Origin of the sequence: Microbacterium murale (assembly GCF_030815955.1) — a bacterium.
In the GTDB taxonomy this organism is placed as follows: Bacteria; Actinomycetota; Actinomycetes; order Actinomycetales; family Microbacteriaceae; genus Microbacterium; species Microbacterium murale_A.
Map to the genome: position 1 here is coordinate 2,595,364 of NZ_JAUSXK010000001.1, position 18,228 is coordinate 2,613,591.

Below are 18,228 nucleotides of genomic sequence, written 5' to 3' on the forward strand. Positions count from 1 at the left end.
TCATTGCGAAGCCGGCGGCACTTCCGCTGCGGCGTGCTCGCTCGCGGACGCCCGCAAGTGAGGCCGATTCCCATCTGTCTTCAGACTTCAGGACCGTTCAGTACACATCTAACATGGACGGGCACAGATTTATTCGCAAGGCCTCAACTGTTCGGGCAGGCGTCTGGCACGGGCCTCAGGCCTGCGCGTTCGCGCCGCCTTCGGCCCGCGCGAGCTCGATCGCCCGCGCCATGACATCGCGCTGCGCGGGGTTGTACAGCGTGCTCATCGTCTCGGCCAACGCAGCCTGTGCGGCGCCGCGTGGCACGCTCATGTGCCCAGAAGGATCCGTGAGCCACGGGTATCTGCTGAACACCAGGGCCAGCTCGGGGGCGAAGCGTTGGGCAAGGCGGCCGCGGACGTCCTCGCCTGCATCCGGCGGGAGGGCGTCGAACTCCTGGGCGGCCTCATCCGACCGGCCTGCCTCATCGAGCAGCATCTGGCGCATATCCGCCAAGGCCCGATCGTCATACAGCCGCGTCGACAGGAGGAGCGCCGCCTTCTCGGCCGAAGAGAGTCGGTCGGCGACGTCTTTGAACTCGACGGGGAGCCACGCCGAGAAGCCACCGTCGAGGATTGCGCCGATATCAGCGCGCATTTGCTTCAATCGTTTGATCTCGATGTCGAGCTCTGCGTCGATCGCTCTGAGGGGTTCCTGCGGTCGCTCAGACGACGCCACCTCTTCGATCCGGTCGAGGGGTACGCCGATCTCGCGCAGCCGACGAATCTGCAGCAGTCGCAGCAGATGCGTCGCTCCGTAGCTCTTGTAACCGTTGGAGCGACGCTCGGGTTGATCTAGCAGCCCTACGCGGTGGTAGTGGCGGATGGCGTTGACGGTCGTCCCCGCGAGCGCGGCGAGTTCGCTCGTGCTCCAAGGCATGACCCGATTATCGCGGGTGCCTCGCCCGCGGGGCGCGATCCCGCTCATCCGCCTACAGGTGCCAGTGCGCATTCGGCATCGCGGGCCGGCACCTCGAGGTCGATCAGATAGGTCGCGACCGCCTCTTCGACACAGTCGTTGCCGGACAGCAGCGCGCCGTGCTGGTCTCCCACGACCGTCAGCAGCGATCCTCCGAGAGTCTCCGCGAGTCGGATGCCGCCAGCGTGCGGTGTTGCAGGGTCGCCGGTCACCGACACCGTGAGGGTCGGCGGCAGCCCCTGGATGCTATCGGCGTATGGGAAGCCCAGCGTCGGCTCGACGGGCCATCCCTCGCAGAGGTCTGTTGTTCCGCGGACGGGGGTTCCGGGGTCGAGGAACGGTGCCGCATCGAGCGCCGTTCGCTCCAACTCAGCGAGGTCGGCCGGGGTGAAGCGGTCCTCGTCCAGGCAGTTGATCGCCAGGGTCGCTTCGGTGCCGTTGTCGTACGTGCCTTCTGGGGTGCGACCGAGGTAGAAGTCCCGCATGCCGAGCATGATGGTTCCGTCTCCCTGCGCGAGTGCGGAGAGGCCCTGGGTCATCACGGGCCAGGTCTCGGAGCTGTAGAACCCCGTCACCATCGCGTCGCTCACATCGGCGAAGGTGAGTTCGCGTCCGGAGGCGGTCATGATCGGCGAGTCGACGAGCGGGCGAGTCAGTCGCTGGTACTCCGCGGTGGCCACGGCCGGATCGTCGCCGATCGCGCACTCTTCTTGCTGGGCGCAGAAGGTAGCGAACTGTTCGAAGGCCGCCTGGAAGCCTGCCCACTGCTGCTCGCGACGCTCGAAAGTGGTCGCGTGCGGATCCATCGCACCGTCCAGAACGAGAGCTCGCACATTGTCGGGGAACATCTCCGCGTAAACGGCGCCCAGTCGCGTGCCGTAACTCGAGCCTGCGAATGAGAGGGCGGAATCGCCGAGCACCGCGCGGATGACGTCCATGTCGCGCGCCACATCGCGGGTACCGAGGTGGGCCAGCGCGTGTTCACCCCCGACGCTCTCGGCACACGCCTCCACAAGAGGGCGCACTCCCGTGTACGACAGCTGGCTCGCACTTCCGGCCCCCGCGTCACGTTCCGCGTCGCTATAGCAATCGATCGCGGGCACGGTGGCTCCCGTGCCGCGCGGATCGAAGCCGACGATGTCGAACTGCTCGGTCAGGGCATTGTCTCCCCAGATATCGGCGAGTTGTGCCGCGTATCCAACCCCGGGGAACCCCGGTCCTCCCGGGTTGACTATGAGGGAGCCGATCGGTTCGTCGTCGCGCGCCGGCACCCGGAACACCGCGATCTGCGCCGACTCCCCGTCAGCATCCTCATAGTCCAGTGGTACCTGCACATGTCCGCATTCCCCCGCGATGACCTTCTCAGGGAGGAAGCCCGGCAGCTCGCATGGTTCCAGAGTCAGCTGCTGCTCGTAGAATCGCCCAAGCTCTGCATCTGACGAGGCTTCAGGCGTCGAGGTTGCGGGGGTGCACGCCGTGGCGGCGAAGACGACGGATACCGCCGCGGCGAGTGCTGCGTACAGGCGACGCTGGAGCGGTCGCCGAGGGGAATGTTTCTTCATGACGTCCAGACCACACCCTGTTCTCGCAACAGGGTCAAGCGGAGCCTCCGGTCCTTCCGACGTCTTGACGGGTCGAGCACATCTGAGGCGACGTCGATCCGGAGAGCGTCGGACGGGCACGGGCAGAGTGGTAGTGACGCTTGTCACAAGAAGTGATGATGCTTGCCACTGTCGCGTGAGCGGCCGGCCCGCGAGGCTGGAATGGTGAAAATACTGGATGTCTTGTTGAACGTGGTCATGGTGTTGGCGATTGTGGTGTTCTCTTCCTACGTCGCCTTTTACTATTACGGGATCGGGCTGTTCGCTTCGCTTCCCGGGGGAGTGGGGGACTTCTTCCTGGATAACGGCGTGATCCAGTGGGTGGTGCTGGCGGTTCTGGTCGCAGCCGTGATCGGGAAGATCGCGGTCCGGGGTGCGATGAGGAGACGGGTGCGAAGCGAGACGTGATGATCGAGGAGTCGATCTCCAGCGAGGATCCGATGGCGTCGCGAATGCGACGGCATGCGATGGTCACTGCCGTACTAACCATCGCGCCGCTGACCTTGCTCGGAGTGGCTCTGACGACCAGAAGCTGGGGGGAAGGTCTCGTTACCGCCCTGTGCCTCTTGCTTGTGCTCGGTGTGCTGCGCGAGTGGAATCTCGATGGTTACCCGCCCCGATCGGTGTTCGCGGTTGTCGTGACAGCCATGGCGTGGGTCGCCGGCGCTGCGTTAACGACGAGCCCGTTGGGGTTCTTCCCGCTCGCCCTCGTCGGCGCTCTGATGCTCGCGCGCGTTCGCCGACGATTCCTGTGGATCGGGCTCTTCGCGCTTGCAGTGGCCTCGATGGGCACGGCGGCGTTCGTCTTCCACCCGTTCACCACACAGCGGGCGGCGACCTATCTTCTGCTGCCGTCTCTCGGTGTTCTCTTCGTCGCCGCGGTGATCGTCATTAGCGAACGGGCCTGGTCGATCGCGCAACGATTCGAGCGCATGAGAGAGATGGAGACCCAGCTGGCGGTCGCACGGGAGCGGGCCAGGTTCGTCAACGATCTGCACGACATTCAGGGGCAGTCTCTTCACGTGATCAAACTGAAATCCGCGGTTGCGCGCCAGATGGTGCGTGACGATCCGGAGCGCGCAGAATCCGAGATGCTCGAGATCCAGCGCCTGGCTCGCGAAACCATCTCGGAGACGCGCGCCATGACCGTCAACCGATACGAGCTCAACCTCGCTGTGGAACTCGAGAACGCGAAGCGCCTCTGCCAGTCGGCCGGCATCGCCGTGGACACACACGTCGATTTGGCCGAGGGGGCCTCAGCCCCGCCGATTCTCGCTCATGTGCTGCGCGAGGCGACGACCAACCTGCTGCGCCATGCGCAACCCACCATGGTTACCATCACAGCATCCGCGCTGATAGTGGAAGTGGCGAACGACGGCGTTGCCGAGGCTTCAACTGGTCCGGAGCATGGACTCGCGCGACTGCGAGAGCGAGTGGGGGCCGCGGGGGGCAGGATGACAGTGACGCGCGAGCCGAACCTGTTCGTCGTTCGTGCAGATTTCTCCCCCGACCGTCTCGACGAGGTGAGGTCATGACGGCCGATGATGTCATCCGGGTGGTGCTCGTCGACGACGAGCACCTGTTGCGCTCGGCTCTCGCGATCTTGCTCCCGTCGGACGGAACGATCGAAATTGTCGCCGAGGCTGCGGACGGCGCCGCAGCCGTGGCGGCCACGCTTCGATTCACCCCCGACGTCGTCGTCATCGACCTGGAGATGCCGGAGATGGACGGGCTCGAGGCTGTCGCACGGATCAAAGAGCACATACCCGACCAACCTGTTCTGATGCTCACGCGGCATGCCCGCCCGGGGGTGCTTCGGCGGGCGCTCGGACTCGGCGTGCGCGGCTTCCTCAGCAAGAACACCGAGCCGGAGGAGATCGCTGTCGTGATCCGCGAGATATCAGCGGGCGGGCGTTGGATCGGTCGTGACGTGCTAGAGGTCTCTGTCGTAGACGATTCGCCCCTCACCGATCGCGAGACGGACGTCCTGCGCGCCGCTTACGGCGGCTATTCGGTCAAAGAGATCGCGCGCACCCTGCATCTCGCGCCGGGAACGGTCCGGAACTACCTGTCGAGCGCGATGCAGAAGACGGGCACTTCGACGCGCTACCGTGCGGCTCACCTCGCCGCCGATCGTGGCTGGCTCTGACTTCGGCGACCGATCCGCTCGCGCGTGCCGGATGGTCTGATGACATCTGACACTACTGTCGCGGCGCGCGGCTGCCGAGGCTGGGTTTATGCATCGAGACAACCCGCATCCTGTCATCGACAGGGGCAGGCTTTTCCGTCCAGATAAGACCTCTCAACGCGGACGGGCCGTCCCGCCTGGCGTCGAGTATCACCGCACCTTGGCCGGCGAGAAGCGCCGCGTCGGCCGGGGGATCCTCGCGATTGTGCTGCTCCTCGGCGGCATGTGGGCGGGCATCCTCGGATCCGTTCTCCTGGCGCGAATGTTCGACCAGGCTGTGGGCATCCCCCCGACGGCTGAGGGCCGAGGGGGACTCACCCCGTCGATGCACATCCTGGGCATGTTCGCGAACGCCCTGCTGATTCCGTTGAGCGCGCTCATCCAGCGCTGGCTCTACGGCGTGCCCTTCGCGTCCTTCTACTCCGTCTTCTCACGCTTCCGATTCAGCCTCTTCACCCGCGCTCTCTTCATCGTCGTGCCGGTCTTTATCGTCATGAACGTGGTCGGCAGCTTCCTGCTTCCAACCGAGTCGGTGGTGTGGGTCCAGAGCGAGGCGCTCTGGATGCTCGCCGGAACGCTGCTCCTGGTGCCGTTACAGGCCACGGCCGAGGAGTTCGGGCTGCGAGGGCTCGTGTTCCGAGTAGCGAGCAGCTGGGGGCGTGGACCGCGCACGTCGCTCGTTCTCGGCATCGCCGTCACGGGCTTCGCCTTCGCCGCGCTTCATCTGGCGATGGACCCGTGGCTGTGGGTATGGTACTTCCTGCTCGCAATCACGACGTGCCTGATCACCTGGCGCTCGGGGGGTATCGAGATCGCCATCGTGCTCCACGTGGCTTTCAACACCCTCAACTACGTCTTCGCCGTCGGCACGAGCGGCGACCTGAGCGGCGCCAGCGACCGCTCGGGGAGCAACTCGATGATCGCCGTCAGCTTTATTCTTCCGGCCCTCATCTTCATCGCAGCCACCATCGTGGTGTGGTTCCGGACCCGGCGCACCGGACCGATCACGACCCCACCCGCGGACTGGCGGCCCGACGACTGGCAGAGCTTGCACGGCATCGCAGAACGTCGTCCCCGCTGACCTGTCAAGGAGTCGCCATGCCGTGGCAGCAGGCGCCGAGCGCTGTGGCGATCTCATCACGATGATCGGTGAGGAACAGTATGCGCGACGACCTCCAGAGGTCGCTCCAGCTCGAGTAGCGGCTCCCCTCTCGGGTGCACGGGTCGCTCGGACCGGAGTCTTGGGAAGCCTGTCCTTCAGTAGCGGTGGTCGCCGCAGCATGAACCCAGACGCTTTGTCTGCAGCAGCTGAGGCGCCCGTCAGCGACCGCGGGAGCGGCGCGCCCGCGGTCGCACTTGACCTTGTTCCGACAACACGATGTGGACTGTCCGAATGCGTATCCTGTTCTGTGCCGCACCCGCTGGCGGTCATCTGTTTCCGATACTCCCCCTGGCCGACGCCGCCGTGGACGCCGGGGACGACGTGGCCATCCTCACCGGACGCGGCGGAGCCGCCTTCGTGCCCGGATGGACCGTGTTGGAGCACGGCCCATCGATGGCGGAAGCTCTCGCCCAGGCGGCGGAGAAGTTCCCGGGGGAGGACGGCACGCAGCCCGGCGCGGCGACGATCGAACTCTTCGGGGGCATCCGTGTCGAGGGTGCCGCAGCGGACGGTGCCCTCGACGCGGCCCGTTCCTTCGCGCCGGATCTCATCGTGGCCGAGGCATTCGACGAGGTGGGCCCGTTCATCGCGAGCGTGCTCGGGGTGCCGCACGTCGCCCACGCGCTGACGGGGCCGGTGCCGCCGGAGATGCTGGCAGCGATTGCGGCCAGGGCGGATGTCGTCATCGCCTGCGCCGGTGCCGTGCGCGCACCGCGCACGGCACTCGTCGACCCCTACCCCGAGACGCTCCTCGCCGACGCCGAACGATCGGATGCGGCCGATCGATTGCCGATTCGGCCCGCCGTCCACGCGGAGCAGAGCGAAGCCTCACTCTTCTCGCCCAGAGCGGAGGGGCGTCCGCGCGTGCTCGTGAGCATGGGGACGGTCGTCACCGATCTCGATGTCATCCGACCGCTCGCCGGCGCCGCCGTGCGAGCCGGAGCCGAGGCGATAGTCACGACGCCGCGCGATGTCCCCACCCCCGCGGGAGACCGTGCGCACGAGAGATGGGTGGGCTTCGCGCCGCTGAGCGAGCTCCTGCCGCACGTGGACGCGATCATCAGTGCCGGCGGTACCGGCACCGTGCTCGCCGCGCTCTCGGCGGGAGTGCCCGTCGTCATCCATCCGCTCCTCGCCGATCAGCCCTGGAACGCCCGACGCCTCCAGGAGCGCGGGGTCGCCGTCACCATCGACGAGGTGCGCGATGCAGAGAACGCGGTGCGTTCGGTGCTCGCCGACGATCGCTACCGCTCGAGCGCCCGTGAACTGCAGAGAGAGATTCGCACGCTGCCCACCGCCACCGATGTGCTCGTGCAGCTGCGCTCGTGGATCCCGCAGCCCGACGCGTCCGACGTCTGACATCACGTCGAGTCGAAGCCGTCGCACGCGACGCAGGACGAATCGCTGCTGTGGATACCCGCGATGGTGAAGCGTTCTCTCGCACCGCTGACGTGGTGCTCGTCGTCGTCGGCGTGCGCCCCAACACCAGTCTTCTCTCCGCGGCCGGCGCGTCCACGGGCGCGGGTGGCGCTGTGGTCGTGGACGAGCGGATGCGCACCGGTTTGCCGCACGTCTGGGCGGCCGGCGACGGGGTTGTCACCCATCACCGCCTCCTGGGGGTCACCTACCTCCCGCTCGGCACCACAGCCCACAAGCAGGGCCGCGTCGCCGGAGAGAACGCGATCGGCAGCGACGCGCAGTCCGCCGGAAGCCTCGGCACACAGGTGGTCAAGGTATTCGACGTCGTGGCAGCTCGAACAGGCCTCCTCGATCATGAAGCTGCTGCGGCTGGCTTCACACCGCACAGCCACACGGCGATCGCGGACGACCACAAGCGCTACTACCCAGGCGCGACGCCCATCAGCATCCAGGTCACAGGCGACACCCAGGGCGGCGGTTTGCTCGGCGCGCAACTCGTCGGCACCCGCGGCGCAGAGATCTCCAAGCGCGTCGACACCTACCCGACCTCTGTGCATCACCGCATGACGTCGCTGCGATGAGTGACCGTGACCTGTCGTACGCCTCCGCTCGGTTCCCGTGGGACGCCGCGCAGATGGCAACCCAGGCATGGGAGCACGACGCGCGTTCGATGACGGCCGTGAGCTACCCGCTACGACCCGTCGACCAAGACGACGAGGGCCTGCACGTGTGAACACGTGCAGGCCCTCAAATTCGATCAGACGCGCTGGCTGATCGTGCCGCTCGGGTTTCGGTTGGCAGTCGATTCGGTGACAAACCGGCCCGACGACGCGGAACGGTGCACCGTCGTCGAGTTGCTCGTGCCGGAACCGACACGTTCGGTGGTGGTCTTTCCGGGCCAGCGGGCCGCAGCGGCCTTGGAGACGAAACGACCGGTGGATGCAGAGCGACGAACAGTTCCCATGGGAACTCCTTCACTGATTGGTGCCGGGGTGCCATGAGATGGAGCGCCGCTAGTCTGCGGCTGCCAACTCCTGTAAAGTCAGTGCTCTGGATGAGACCTGACCTTCTCAGGGCTTGTGAGCCGTCCCGTTGCCGCGGGGCGGCTCTTTTCAGTTGTGATCCCGACGTTTCGGTATATGTCCGCCGCTGGTCACTTCCCCTCGCGGCCCTTCAACTGCCTCGATTGAATTTTGCCCGTCATCGATCGCGAGACGAGCGACTGCGCCTTACTGGCGGGAACGGTTCGGCGTGCCGCCTTCGCGCTCTGCGTCCCGAACGACGAGCGTTCAATCTTGCCCCGAAATTCATTGCTCATGCGGACTCCCGGTTCTCTCGTACTTGCTGACGTGCGCGCGCGATCGCAGACTCCACCGCTTTCGCGGTCATGCCGAGCTTCTCGCCGATCTCGGCGTGCGTGAAACCGTGCGTCACGTTCAGATAAAACGCTGAGCGGGCACGCTCGTCCTTGATGCTTCCGAATGCACGACGCAGCTCGTCCTTGATGTGCGCCGCCTCGCTCGCATCGGGAGCCGCAGGCGTCGACGGCCCCTCCTCGAAGTCGTCAGCCCAGGCCGTCGCGGGCGGCGGAGCCTGCGGCTCCGTATACGAACGCAGCTCTTCCCGACGCCAACGCTTGTAGACGTTGCTGAACTGCAGCAGGCACTGGCCCACGAAGAACGTACGCAAGGAAGCACCCTTGGCGGGGTCCCAATTACCCGGAACGAGCACCCTGTCTCGAAACGCGGTGAGGGCAAGAACGATCGTCTCATCCGCCAGGCTCTCGGCCTCTTCGATCATCGAACCCGGGCGGGGCTCTGGCTCCAGTGCGCCAAAACCTTTCCGCTTCACCTCGCCACGAATCTGCCCTTTGTAGATCCATCCGCGGATGACAGCCCACCCGTACTTTGCGATCTCGTTCGCGAATAACTCATAGTTCCGGCCACGGTATCCGCTGGCCTGAAGTGCGGTCGCGAGGTCGCGGTCTCCAGCGAGCCGGTCGAATCGTTCCTCGGCGCGATCGCGGTCCGCCTCCGCAAGCCAGGCCTGATCCGTTGCCCACGCGCTGAGAGTAGGAACGCCATCGGAGGACGAATGCCCTTCGGGCTCGTCGTTACCGGTCATAGCATTCCCTCGCGATCCTGATCAGCTCATAGTCACCACGATCCCTCATATGTCCGACATCGCGGGCTTCCCCTTGCCGCTCGCAAGAAAAGTGCTGATGTTGCCAGCTGACCTCGCAACGCGCCGACCGCGCGTATTCCGACCCCCGTGCTCCAACCCGCTACGTCGAAACCGCTCAACGTTCAGGCAGGTCTGAATGAAACGCGATTAGCGACAGCTTTCGTGAGACAACCTGGACTCCCGGCAGCGCATCAGTCACGCGGCATTTCGGGAATGTCATGTCTCAGTGGCTGACAACTTTCGTGAGATCGGACAGGAGCTGTGTCGCTATGTTGTCGAGATGAGCGTGCTGCCCAATGTCGAGGTCCTTTCGTCCATGACCGATGCCGACGCGACCGACATCGAGCATCTGCTCGGGCAGCTGTCGACGACGGCGACATTCGATCGATCCCGCCTCGCGACGATCATCACCCATGATGCAACTGAGGTGCTTGTGGTGCGGGACGCCGGCCGAATAGTCGGTGCGGCAACGCTCGTCACATTCCCGCTCCCGTCGGGATGGCGAGGCCACGTGGACGACGTAGTCGTCGATGAGGCGATGCGGGGGAGGGGCATTGCACGAGCGCTGCTCGTGCGGATGACGGAGCTTGCAGCCGATCGCGGACTCCGCACCCTCGATCTCACGTCGAGGCCGTCGCGCGAGTCTGCGCTGCGACTGTATGAATCCGTTGGGTTCGTGCCGCGGGAAACGAACGTGCTTCGATTCACGCCGACAGTATTCCCGTAGGGGCGGTACTCGATCTGGAACCTCAACGTCCCCGACCGCGACTCGGACATTCGCTGCAATCGGACTAGTCGTGTTCGGTGCCAGTGCGAACGTGTGCGCGTTCGCCTTGACGTCCGAATAGGCTGAGCACCTCAGCTGGTCTATCGTCGGCGCTTCCGAACCAGTGGGGCACATGGGTGTCGAATTCGGCTACCTCGCCCGCGCTCAACCTCAGGTCATGGCTGCCGAGGAGGAGGCGCATCGTTCCGCTCAGCACGTAGAGCCATTCGTATCCCTCGTGCGTACGCGGTCGGGGTTCGACCTGGCTGCCCGGTATCAGGATCTTCCACGCCTGTACCGAACCCGGCTGCGGCGTCAGCGGGATGACCACGCGGCCGTGGACACGGCGCGGCTTCAACCGGACCCGCGGATCACCCACCTCGGGCGCTCCGACAAGTTCGTCCAGTGGCACCCGGTACGTCTGCGCCAGGGGAAGCAGCAGTTCCAGGTTCGGCTTGCGCTGCCCGGTCTCCAAGCGGGAGAGCGTGCTCTTGGAGATTCCCGTCGCATCCGCGAGCGCGGTCAACGTCATCCCTCGCTGCACCCGCAACCACTTCAATCGGGGCCCGACGGCGTCCAGCGCCGCGTGTATCCCGGTCCCGTCCACGACCCAAGTATGAACGGAGTTTCCCAGTTTCGGCAACTTAAATTGCCATTAGAGGTATAGAGGCGAGAGTCTCATCCCATGAACAAGTTCGACACCCCGCCCGCTGCCGGCCAGATCCCCACTGCTCCGGTACCGATTCCGCCTCCGTCGAAGCACCAGCTCGCGCTCATGATCTGGATCGCGGTCTTCCCCACTCTCACCATCCTCAATCTCTTTCTCGGCGAACTGCTCGGCGGTATCCCGATGGTCTGGCGCACGCTGATTCTCGTCACGATCGCGGTGCCCATCGTCATCTACGCCGTCATGCCCCAGCTCCACCGTGTTCGTCGCGCCTTCTATATGCGACGCGCACGGTAACTCGTCCCCGATGCCGTCGCGCTGACGTCTTGGTACTACTGCACACCCAGCCGACAGGTTGGCGTGTTCACGCGCCGTCCTGGTCGTGCCTGGAGAGGAGTTCGTTCAGGATCGTTGCGTGGCGGATGAGGAAGGTTCGCTCGTCCAGCTTCTTTCGGCGAAGCCACGCGGTGACCTCGCCGTTGTGTTTGCTCGCGTTGCATGACGCGCAGGCCGGAACCACGTTCTCCAAGGTGTAGCGGCCACCCCGCGAAATTGGCATGATGCAATCCCGCTGCACGGCAGCATCCACCGCCTGGCAGTACGCGCAACCGCCCCACGCCTCGCGGACATCCGCCCATTGCGCGGGTGTGAGGTCGTTGTCCACGCGTGCCAGTCGCTGCTTTCTACGCTTGGCATACCTTGCGCGAGCCGCAGTCGACCTCGTAGCGGCAGGAAACTTTCGACCAGGAGGCACAGGTTCACCGTACCGCGCGGGTAGCTTGCGGCAAGATCGATGCTGCCATGTGGCGAGGTCCTGGCCGCACACGTCTCGGGGATCGGCTCGCATGCGCTTCTCGACCGCAGTCGCGTCATCCCCGACGGTCACTCCCCACGATCCGAGTCCGACCGCTCCAAGTCGTTCGACGCTCTCCCTCAACGGGTAGCGAAGCCGCTCACTCCGCCGGAGGCGCCACCGTCTCGCGGATCGTGAGGGTCGTCGCCAACTCGACATGACGTGAGACCGGCGGCTGCCCTGCTGCGAGAGACTCGACGGTCTGCACTGCCATGCGGCCCATATCTTCGAGGTGCTGCCGCACGGTGGTCAGCGGCGGCGTCGTCCAGGGAGCTTGCGGCGTGTCGTCGAACCCGATGACACTGAGGTCTTCCGGCACCCGTACTCCGAGCTCGCGCGCGGTCGCGAGCACACCGACGGCGATCTCGTCGTCTGCAGCCATGATCGCCGTCGGGGGGCGTGATGTCGTCAGCATCTCACGGGCGTGCCGCGCGCCGGCAGCCACGTCGAACTGATCGGACACGGCCATGGTGGGATCGGCTTCCAGGTCCGCAGCATCGAGCGCGGCGCGGTAGCCGTACAGACGATCTCGGGCGGCGACCGATGACTCAGGGCCGCCGATCCACGCGATCCGGCGGTGACCGAGTGAGATCAGGTAGTCGACCGCCGCCCTTGCGCCCGCCCAGTTGCTGGACGCGATGCTCACCAGCCGTCGATGCGCAGTGTCGACAGGGTCGACCATCACGAAGGGCAATTTCGCCTCGGCGGCGGCGTCGAGCAGCGCATCAGGCCTGGACAGGGTCAACCCGACGACGCCGATGACGCCGGCGGCACGCTGGTCGGCGATCCACGCGTGCGCGACAGCCCGCTGGGTGCGCACCGTGCGATCGGGGGCCAGTCGGGTCAACAGGTCGAGACGATTGTCTGTGGCCGAGGCGAGAACACCCTGGAGGACGTTCAGGATGTACGGCGATGCGGGGATGTCGAAGGCGACGGCGATCGCGCGCCGCCCGTCGGCGGCCGGTGACGTCGTGGGCCGGTAGTCGAGTTCGGCCACTGCAGCGAGCACGCGCTCCCTGGTCTCCGCCGACACATCGTCGCGACCGTTGAGCGCCTTGGACACCGTCGCCTTCGACACTCCTGATGCGGTGGCCACATCGGAGAGTGTCGCCTTGCGCGGCATGGCCGAGCTGGAACTCATCTTCATCCTTCCGAAACTGTTTCGGTAAACTTATGCCGTTATCAAACCGTGATATTGCCAACTCGACACTGAATGGCTGGTCACGCTACCGTGAACCTGCACTCAATCCTAGCGAAACAGTTTCGTAATTTCAGGCTGTTTGCTCGATCAAAGGAGATTCTCGATGGTTCTTGATGTGTCGGTGTCTACCGTACTGGCAGACAGGGAACCCGCGACCGAGCGGGTGCTGCGGCACGTCTGGAACGAATGCGTCGGCGCAGGCAGGGCCAATGAGGCGCTTCGGGCAGACTGGCAGGCGCACTTCCGCGAAGCCGTCGACGTGCTGGGCGTCAGGCACGTACGCTTCCACGGGCTCTTCCACGATGACATGTTCGTGTATCGCACCGAGAACGGCGGCGGTTTCGGTCCGTACTCCCCGCTGCCCGAGCCGGTGTACACCTTCGCCTACGTCGACAAGGTGTTCGACGGGATCCTCGATGCGGGGGCGCGACCGTTCGTCGAACTCGGATTCATGCCGCGTGCACTGGCTACGCAGACCGAGACTCTGTTCTGGTGGAAGGCGCACTGCAGCCCTCCCAACGACATGAATCGCTGGGTCGAACTCGTCACGACCACGATCCGGCACTGGATCGACCGCTACGGCATCGATGAGGTCAGGCAGTGGCCGTTCGAAGTGTGGAACGAGCCGAATCTCGTACCGCACTTCTGGACCGGCACACGTACGGAGTACTTCGAGCTCTACGAGGCCAGCGCGAGGGCGGTCAAGGCGATCGACCCCGGTATCAGAGTGGGCGGTCCGTCCACGAGCGTCTTCGTCCCCGACGCGCGATACGCCGGCGAGTATCACGACCCGGCTCTGGAAGTCGAGACCGCCGAGACAGCCGACCCCGACAGCCTGGAATGGCAGCCGGTGTGGATCCATGAGTTCCTCGCCTACTGCGCCGAGCGCGACGTGCCCCTCGATTTCCTCTCCACGCACCTGTACCCGACCGATTACGCCGCTGATTCGACGGGACGGGGCAAGGCGATCACCCGCCACGCGGATGCGACCCGTCAGGACCTCGAGCTCATGCGGGCGATCATCGAGGACAGCCCGTACCCGGACGTTGAACTGCACATCACCGAATGGTCGACTTCACCGTCCAGTCGCGACGCGATTCATGACACGCTGTTCGCGGCGCCGTACATCGTGCGCGCGTTCCTCAAAAGCGAATCCATGGCCGAATCGATCTCGTACTGGACCTTCACCGACGTCTTCGAAGAGGGCGGCGGCGGCATCGGCCCCTTCCATGGCGGCTTCGGGTTCGTGAACGAGCAGGGACTGCACAAGCCGACCTTCCACGCCATGGCGATGCTCAACAGGCTGGGTGATCGGATCGTCCACGATCTGCCTTACGGTGCGATCACGCGGTCCTCGGGAACTGGGGACATCTCGGCGATCTTCTACAACTATCCGGATGAGATGGGTGGCGCGGGCCTGGAGTCGCGTTCCAACTATCGCAGTACCCGTGAGCTGGCACTCATCGGTTCACCGCGCGGTATTCGGCACACGCTCGAGGGGCTGACTCCGGGGGCCATGTTCACTCTTGAGATCCTCGATTGGGAGCACGGAAACGTCGCCGAGGCATGGCATCGGATGGGGTCCCCACTCAATCTCAGCCGCGAGCAGACTGCGGAACTCCGCGAGACCGCGGACCGCCTGGACCGGAGGACTCTCACCGTCAGTGACGACGGCGCACTGCACATCGACTTCGCACTCTCCGCGTGGGCGGTCGCCTCGATCGCTCCACAGACCCACTAGATACACGAACCCACACACGAAAGGACTCGAAGATGAGGACCAAGAGGAAAGCCATCGCGTTCACGGCCATCGCCGCATCGACCGCACTCATTCTCTCCGGCTGCAGCGGAGGCGGCGCTGAGGGCGGTGGAGGCGAGACGCCGGAAACGCTCACGGTCGCGACTTGGGTGGACATCCCGCCGGAGCTGCTCGAACAGTTCACCGATGAGACCGGCATCAAGGTCGAGGTCAATTCCTTCGCCGACGGTGCGTCCGCGCAGACGGTGCTGCGCAACGGGCTCGCCTCCGACGGCGCTGGGTTGTCGGACCTTCACCTCGTCGAGCTCGACTGGTGGACCGAGATGATGGCGTTGCCCGAAGACTGGGTCACCCTGCCCGCCGTCGAGGACCGATGGGTCGACTGGAAGGTCACTCAGGGATCCGTCGGTGACGAGATCAAGGGCTACGGCATGGATATCGGCCCGCTCGCGATCGCCTACGACTCCACGCTGATGGAAGCCGCCGGCCTCCCCTCAGACCCGGAGGGATTCACCGAGTTCATCGGCGGCGAGGACGCCACATGGGAGTCGTTCCTCGACGCCGGCCGGCAGTTCAGCGAGGCATCGGATGCCGCGTGGATCGACTCGACCAGCACCGCGATCCAGGCGGCGATCAACCAGCTTCCCGCCGCATTCGAGGATCCGGACACCGGCGATGCGCTTCCGCTGGCGGAGAACGACGATGTGGAAGAGTTGTTCACCATGTTCGGAGATGCGGCCGAGGAAGGCGTCTCCGCAGGAGTGGGAATCGGTCATGCCGACTGGGGCGCCGGATTCCAGGCGCGCCGGTGGGCGACCGTCATCACACCGGCATGGGCGACAGGCATCATTGCAGAGAACGCCGCGGGTCTCGAGGGATGGCGGATCGCGAATGCCTTCCCTGACGGCGGCGGAAACTGGGGCGGCTCGTTCTTCGCCGTTCCGGCCGCGGGCGAGCACACCGACGCAGCCGTCGAGCTCGCGGACTTCCTCACTTCACCGGAAGCTGCCGTGTCGATGTTCCTGCTGAACGGTCAGTTCCCGTCGCAGCTCGACGCGATGCAGGATCCTGCCGTTTCGGAGACCGCGAACGAGTTCTTCGGCGGCCAGGAGACCGGAGCCATCTACGCGGGCCTGGCCGAGTCCGCCGGCGACAAAGCCGCCGGCGGATACCGCGGCGTGAACTTCGCCGGGATCCAGACGCTCGTGATGGACGGCATCCGACGCATCGAATCGGGAAGCGAGGATGCCGCGGCGGCATGGGCCTCATCGGTCGCCGAGTTCGACGCGCTCGGACTGACCGACTGATCGACTGAGCATGCAGTGCCGTGGCCCGTTCAGTCCGGGACGGGCCACGGCGCACACGCGTTCACAACGAAGGTGAAACAGGCAGAGACATGACATCGCAGACCGCTGCTACGCGCCGGATCGGGTTCTCCAGAAACCTTTCCAGGTGGGACATCAAAGTCTCGCCGTACCTCTACATCTCGCCGTTCTTCCTGAGCTTCGCGATCTTCGGGCTGTTCCCGATCGTGTTCAACATCTGGGTGGCGCTGCACGACTGGGACCGCCGTCTCGGTCAGGGCGACTTCGTCGGGCTCGACAACTTCACGTGGGTGTTGAACCAGCCGGCGTTCTGGACGGCGCTGCAGAACACCTTCTCGATCTTCGTGCTGTCACTCGTGCCGCAGCTCATTCTCGCGCTGATCATCGCGGCGATCCTCGATCAGAACCTGAGGACCAAGACGTTCTGGCGAATGGGCGTGCTGGTGCCTTTCGTCGTCATGCCCGTCGCCTCGGCGATGATCTTCTCGCAGGTGTTCGGCCAATTCGGTCTGGTCACGCCGCTCATGCACGAGCTCGGCTGGTTCAGTGACGTCGATTCTCCGTTCTTCCACAACCGGTTCCTCTCGCACGTCGCGATCGCGACGATGATCATCTTCCGGTGGACCGGCTACAACGCCCTGATCTTCCTCGCCGCCATGCAGACGGTCCCTCGCGACATGTACGAGGCTGCGACGATCGATGGGGCGGGACGGGCGCGTCAGTTCTTCTCCATCACGATCCCCAGCATTCGTCCGACCATGATCTTCGTCGTGCTCACGATGACGATCGGCGGTCTGCAGGTGTTCGACGAGGCAAGGGTCTTCGACGGTGCAGGAACCGGAGGGACTGGCCAGGGCGGCGCCGACAATCAGTGGCTGACCACTGTGCTCTACCTGTTCAATCTCGGCTTCGGCGACTGGCAGGACCGCATGGGTCAGGCCGCAGCCGTCGCCTGGCTCTTCGCAGCAGTGATCATCTTCTTCACACTTCTGAACTTCTTCGTCACGCGAGCGATATCCACCAGCACGTCCAAGCCGACCCGCGCCTCCCGCCTCGCCGCGAAGCGCCTCAGCGAGAAAGGCCGCACGCGATGAGCACTCCGCTGATCGAGAACATCTCCGGACCTGCTGCGAAGAAGTACGCGCAGCGAAGGGCTGCCAAGGGCAAGCCGATCAGGTTCAAGCCACGTGAGGACTCGGTCGGTCCTCGTCCTGGATGGGTGACCTACGCTCTGCTGTCGATCGTCCTCATCGCATCGGTGTTCCCGTTGTACTACACGGCGATCCTCGGCTCGTCCACCCGGACCGAGATTGCGCAGAGCGCGCTGCCCCGACTCTTCCCAGGGCCCAACCTGCTGGACAACATCATCGCGATCGTCTCGAACCACCAGATCGACTTCTGGATGTCGGCGCTGAACTCCATAATCGTCGCAGTCGTGGTTTCCGCTGCGACCGTGTTCTTCTCGACGCTCGCAGGCTTCTCGTTCGCCAAGCTCGGATTCCGGGGCAAGAACGGCTTGTACGTCTTCGTGATCGCGACCCTGGTGATCCCCATGCAATTGGGCACCGTGCCGATGTTCATCATGATGAACGAGTTCGGCTGGATCGACTCGCTCGCCGCCCTCATCGTGCCCAGCCTCGTCGGCGCCTTCGGTGTGTTCTGGATGACGCAGTACCTTAAAGAGGCGCTGCCCTACGAGCTGATCGAGGCCGCACGCGTCGACGGCGCGAGCGTGCTGCGCACCTTCTGGTCGATCGCGCTTCCCGCGGCGAGGCCCGCGGCGGCCACGCTGGCGCTGTTCACGTTCGTCGGCTCGTGGAACGAGTTCTTCTGGCCGTCGGTGGTGCTGCGCAGCCAGAAGACGCTTCCATTGGTGATCCCGCAGCTGAGCGGAGCGTTCACCGCGGATCACGCCCTGATCATGTCCGGAGTGTTCCTCATCGCGCTGCCGCTACTGGTCGCATTCGTCTTCCTTGGCAAGCAGCTGGTGGCAGGCGTCATGGCCGGTGCAGTGAAAGGCTGATCCAACCGGATGGGCCTGCGCCACGCTCGTACAGCCCTGCCCTCGAGTTCGAGTTCGAGTCCGCGTTGGGTGAAGTCGCTCTTGTCCTGTGCAGCGCGGTCCATGCCGCTGCTCGTGCCAAC

20 protein-coding genes are annotated in these 18,228 nt (G+C 65.0%); 13 read left to right on the top strand and 7 right to left on the bottom strand.

The features are described from left to right. Positions 1-175: 175 nt before the first annotated feature. The gene (locus QFZ46_RS12655; RefSeq protein ID WP_307361995.1) at positions 176-919 is read right to left on the bottom strand and encodes a MerR family transcriptional regulator; all 744 of its coding nucleotides are present in this window, start codon (positions 917-919) and stop codon (positions 176-178) included. Between the two features lie 44 nt (positions 920-963). Further along, on the bottom strand, positions 964-2,520 hold the full coding sequence (locus QFZ46_RS12660) for an alpha/beta hydrolase (protein WP_307361997.1): 1,557 nt from the start codon (positions 2,518-2,520) through the stop codon (positions 964-966). Between the two features lie 162 nt (positions 2,521-2,682). Here QFZ46_RS12660 and QFZ46_RS12665 point away from each other — a divergent pair, with 162 nt between their 5' ends. The 7 genes from QFZ46_RS12665 (at position 2,683) to QFZ46_RS12695 (ending at position 8,061) form a co-directional block, all read left to right on the top strand. Next, positions 2,683-2,967 (top strand): hypothetical protein, encoded by a 285-nt coding sequence (locus QFZ46_RS12665; RefSeq protein ID WP_307361999.1) that lies wholly within the window; start codon positions 2,683-2,685, stop codon positions 2,965-2,967. Further along, positions 2,967-4,094, top strand: a complete 1,128-nt coding sequence (locus QFZ46_RS12670; protein ID WP_307362002.1) for a sensor histidine kinase — start codon at positions 2,967-2,969, stop codon at positions 4,092-4,094. Before QFZ46_RS12665 ends, QFZ46_RS12670 begins: the two co-directional genes overlap by 1 nt. Beyond that, positions 4,091-4,708, top strand: a complete 618-nt coding sequence (locus QFZ46_RS12675) for a response regulator transcription factor (RefSeq protein WP_307362004.1) — start codon at positions 4,091-4,093, stop codon at positions 4,706-4,708. The genes QFZ46_RS12670 and QFZ46_RS12675 overlap by 4 nt, the downstream gene beginning before the upstream one ends. Before the next feature lie 199 nt (positions 4,709-4,907). Further along, on the top strand, positions 4,908-5,828 hold the full coding sequence (locus QFZ46_RS12680; RefSeq protein WP_307362006.1) for a CPBP family intramembrane glutamic endopeptidase: 921 nt from the start codon (positions 4,908-4,910) through the stop codon (positions 5,826-5,828). 312 nt (positions 5,829-6,140) lie between these two features. Further along, a complete protein-coding gene (locus QFZ46_RS12685) occupies positions 6,141-7,268 on the top strand; it encodes a glycosyltransferase (RefSeq protein WP_307362008.1) in 1,128 nt (375 codons plus the stop codon). Next, a complete protein-coding gene (locus QFZ46_RS12690) occupies positions 7,235-7,909 on the top strand; it encodes an FAD-dependent oxidoreductase (protein ID WP_307362010.1) in 675 nt (224 codons plus the stop codon). The genes QFZ46_RS12685 and QFZ46_RS12690 overlap by 34 nt, the downstream gene beginning before the upstream one ends. Further along, complete coding sequence (locus QFZ46_RS12695) at positions 7,906-8,061, top strand: hypothetical protein (protein WP_307362013.1); 156 nt, start codon at positions 7,906-7,908, stop codon at positions 8,059-8,061. The genes QFZ46_RS12690 and QFZ46_RS12695 overlap by 4 nt, the downstream gene beginning before the upstream one ends. 24 nt (positions 8,062-8,085) lie before the next feature. On the opposite strand, the gene QFZ46_RS12700 is transcribed toward QFZ46_RS12695, so the two are convergent. After that, positions 8,086-8,292 (bottom strand): ABC transporter ATP-binding protein, encoded by a 207-nt coding sequence (locus tag QFZ46_RS12700; RefSeq protein ID WP_307362015.1) that lies wholly within the window; start codon positions 8,290-8,292, stop codon positions 8,086-8,088. Positions 8,293-8,642: 350 nt separating this feature from the next. After that, positions 8,643-9,452 carry an RNA polymerase sigma factor gene (locus QFZ46_RS12705; RefSeq protein WP_307362018.1) on the bottom strand — a complete coding sequence of 270 codons (810 nt, stop codon included), beginning with the start codon at positions 9,450-9,452 and terminating at the stop codon, positions 8,643-8,645. A 340-nt stretch (positions 9,453-9,792) separates the two neighbouring features. On the opposite strand from QFZ46_RS12705, the gene QFZ46_RS12710 reads away from it, so the two are divergent. Further along, entirely contained in the window at positions 9,793-10,239 is a 447-nt protein-coding gene (locus QFZ46_RS12710; protein WP_307362019.1) for a GNAT family N-acetyltransferase, read from the top strand. A gap of 64 nt (positions 10,240-10,303) precedes the next feature. Here QFZ46_RS12710 and QFZ46_RS12715 read toward each other — a convergent pair whose 3' ends face one another. Next, positions 10,304-10,885, bottom strand: a complete 582-nt coding sequence (locus QFZ46_RS12715) for a helix-turn-helix domain-containing protein (RefSeq protein WP_307362022.1) — start codon at positions 10,883-10,885, stop codon at positions 10,304-10,306. 78 nt (positions 10,886-10,963) lie between these two features. On the opposite strand from QFZ46_RS12715, the gene QFZ46_RS12720 reads away from it, so the two are divergent. Next, positions 10,964-11,242: a hypothetical protein gene (locus QFZ46_RS12720; RefSeq protein ID WP_307362023.1), complete on the top strand. Its 279-nt coding sequence runs from the start codon at positions 10,964-10,966 to the stop codon at positions 11,240-11,242. Between the two features lie 67 nt (positions 11,243-11,309). Here QFZ46_RS12720 and QFZ46_RS12725 read toward each other — a convergent pair whose 3' ends face one another. Both QFZ46_RS12725 and QFZ46_RS12730 read right to left on the bottom strand, forming a co-directional pair. Further along, on the bottom strand, positions 11,310-11,609 hold the full coding sequence (locus QFZ46_RS12725) for an HNH endonuclease (protein WP_307362024.1): 300 nt from the start codon (positions 11,607-11,609) through the stop codon (positions 11,310-11,312). A 289-nt stretch (positions 11,610-11,898) separates the two neighbouring features. Then, the gene (locus QFZ46_RS12730; protein ID WP_307362027.1) at positions 11,899-12,939 is read right to left on the bottom strand and encodes a LacI family DNA-binding transcriptional regulator; all 1,041 of its coding nucleotides are present in this window, start codon (positions 12,937-12,939) and stop codon (positions 11,899-11,901) included. 163 nt (positions 12,940-13,102) lie between these two features. On the opposite strand from QFZ46_RS12730, the gene QFZ46_RS12735 reads away from it, so the two are divergent. From QFZ46_RS12735 to QFZ46_RS12750, 4 genes are all read left to right on the top strand, one after another. Beyond that, positions 13,103-14,740: a GH39 family glycosyl hydrolase gene (locus QFZ46_RS12735; protein ID WP_307362029.1), complete on the top strand. Its 1,638-nt coding sequence runs from the start codon at positions 13,103-13,105 to the stop codon at positions 14,738-14,740. A gap of 32 nt (positions 14,741-14,772) precedes the next feature. Beyond that, positions 14,773-16,065, top strand: coding sequence for an ABC transporter substrate-binding protein (locus QFZ46_RS12740; RefSeq protein WP_307362031.1), 1,293 nt, complete (start codon positions 14,773-14,775; stop codon positions 16,063-16,065). An 89-nt stretch (positions 16,066-16,154) separates the two neighbouring features. Further along, on the top strand, positions 16,155-17,177 hold the full coding sequence (locus tag QFZ46_RS12745; RefSeq protein WP_307362034.1) for a carbohydrate ABC transporter permease: 1,023 nt from the start codon (positions 16,155-16,157) through the stop codon (positions 17,175-17,177). Continuing rightward, the gene (locus tag QFZ46_RS12750; RefSeq protein ID WP_307362037.1) at positions 17,174-18,106 is read left to right on the top strand and encodes a carbohydrate ABC transporter permease; all 933 of its coding nucleotides are present in this window, start codon (positions 17,174-17,176) and stop codon (positions 18,104-18,106) included. The genes QFZ46_RS12745 and QFZ46_RS12750 overlap by 4 nt, the downstream gene beginning before the upstream one ends. Positions 18,107-18,228 lie beyond the last annotated feature (122 nt).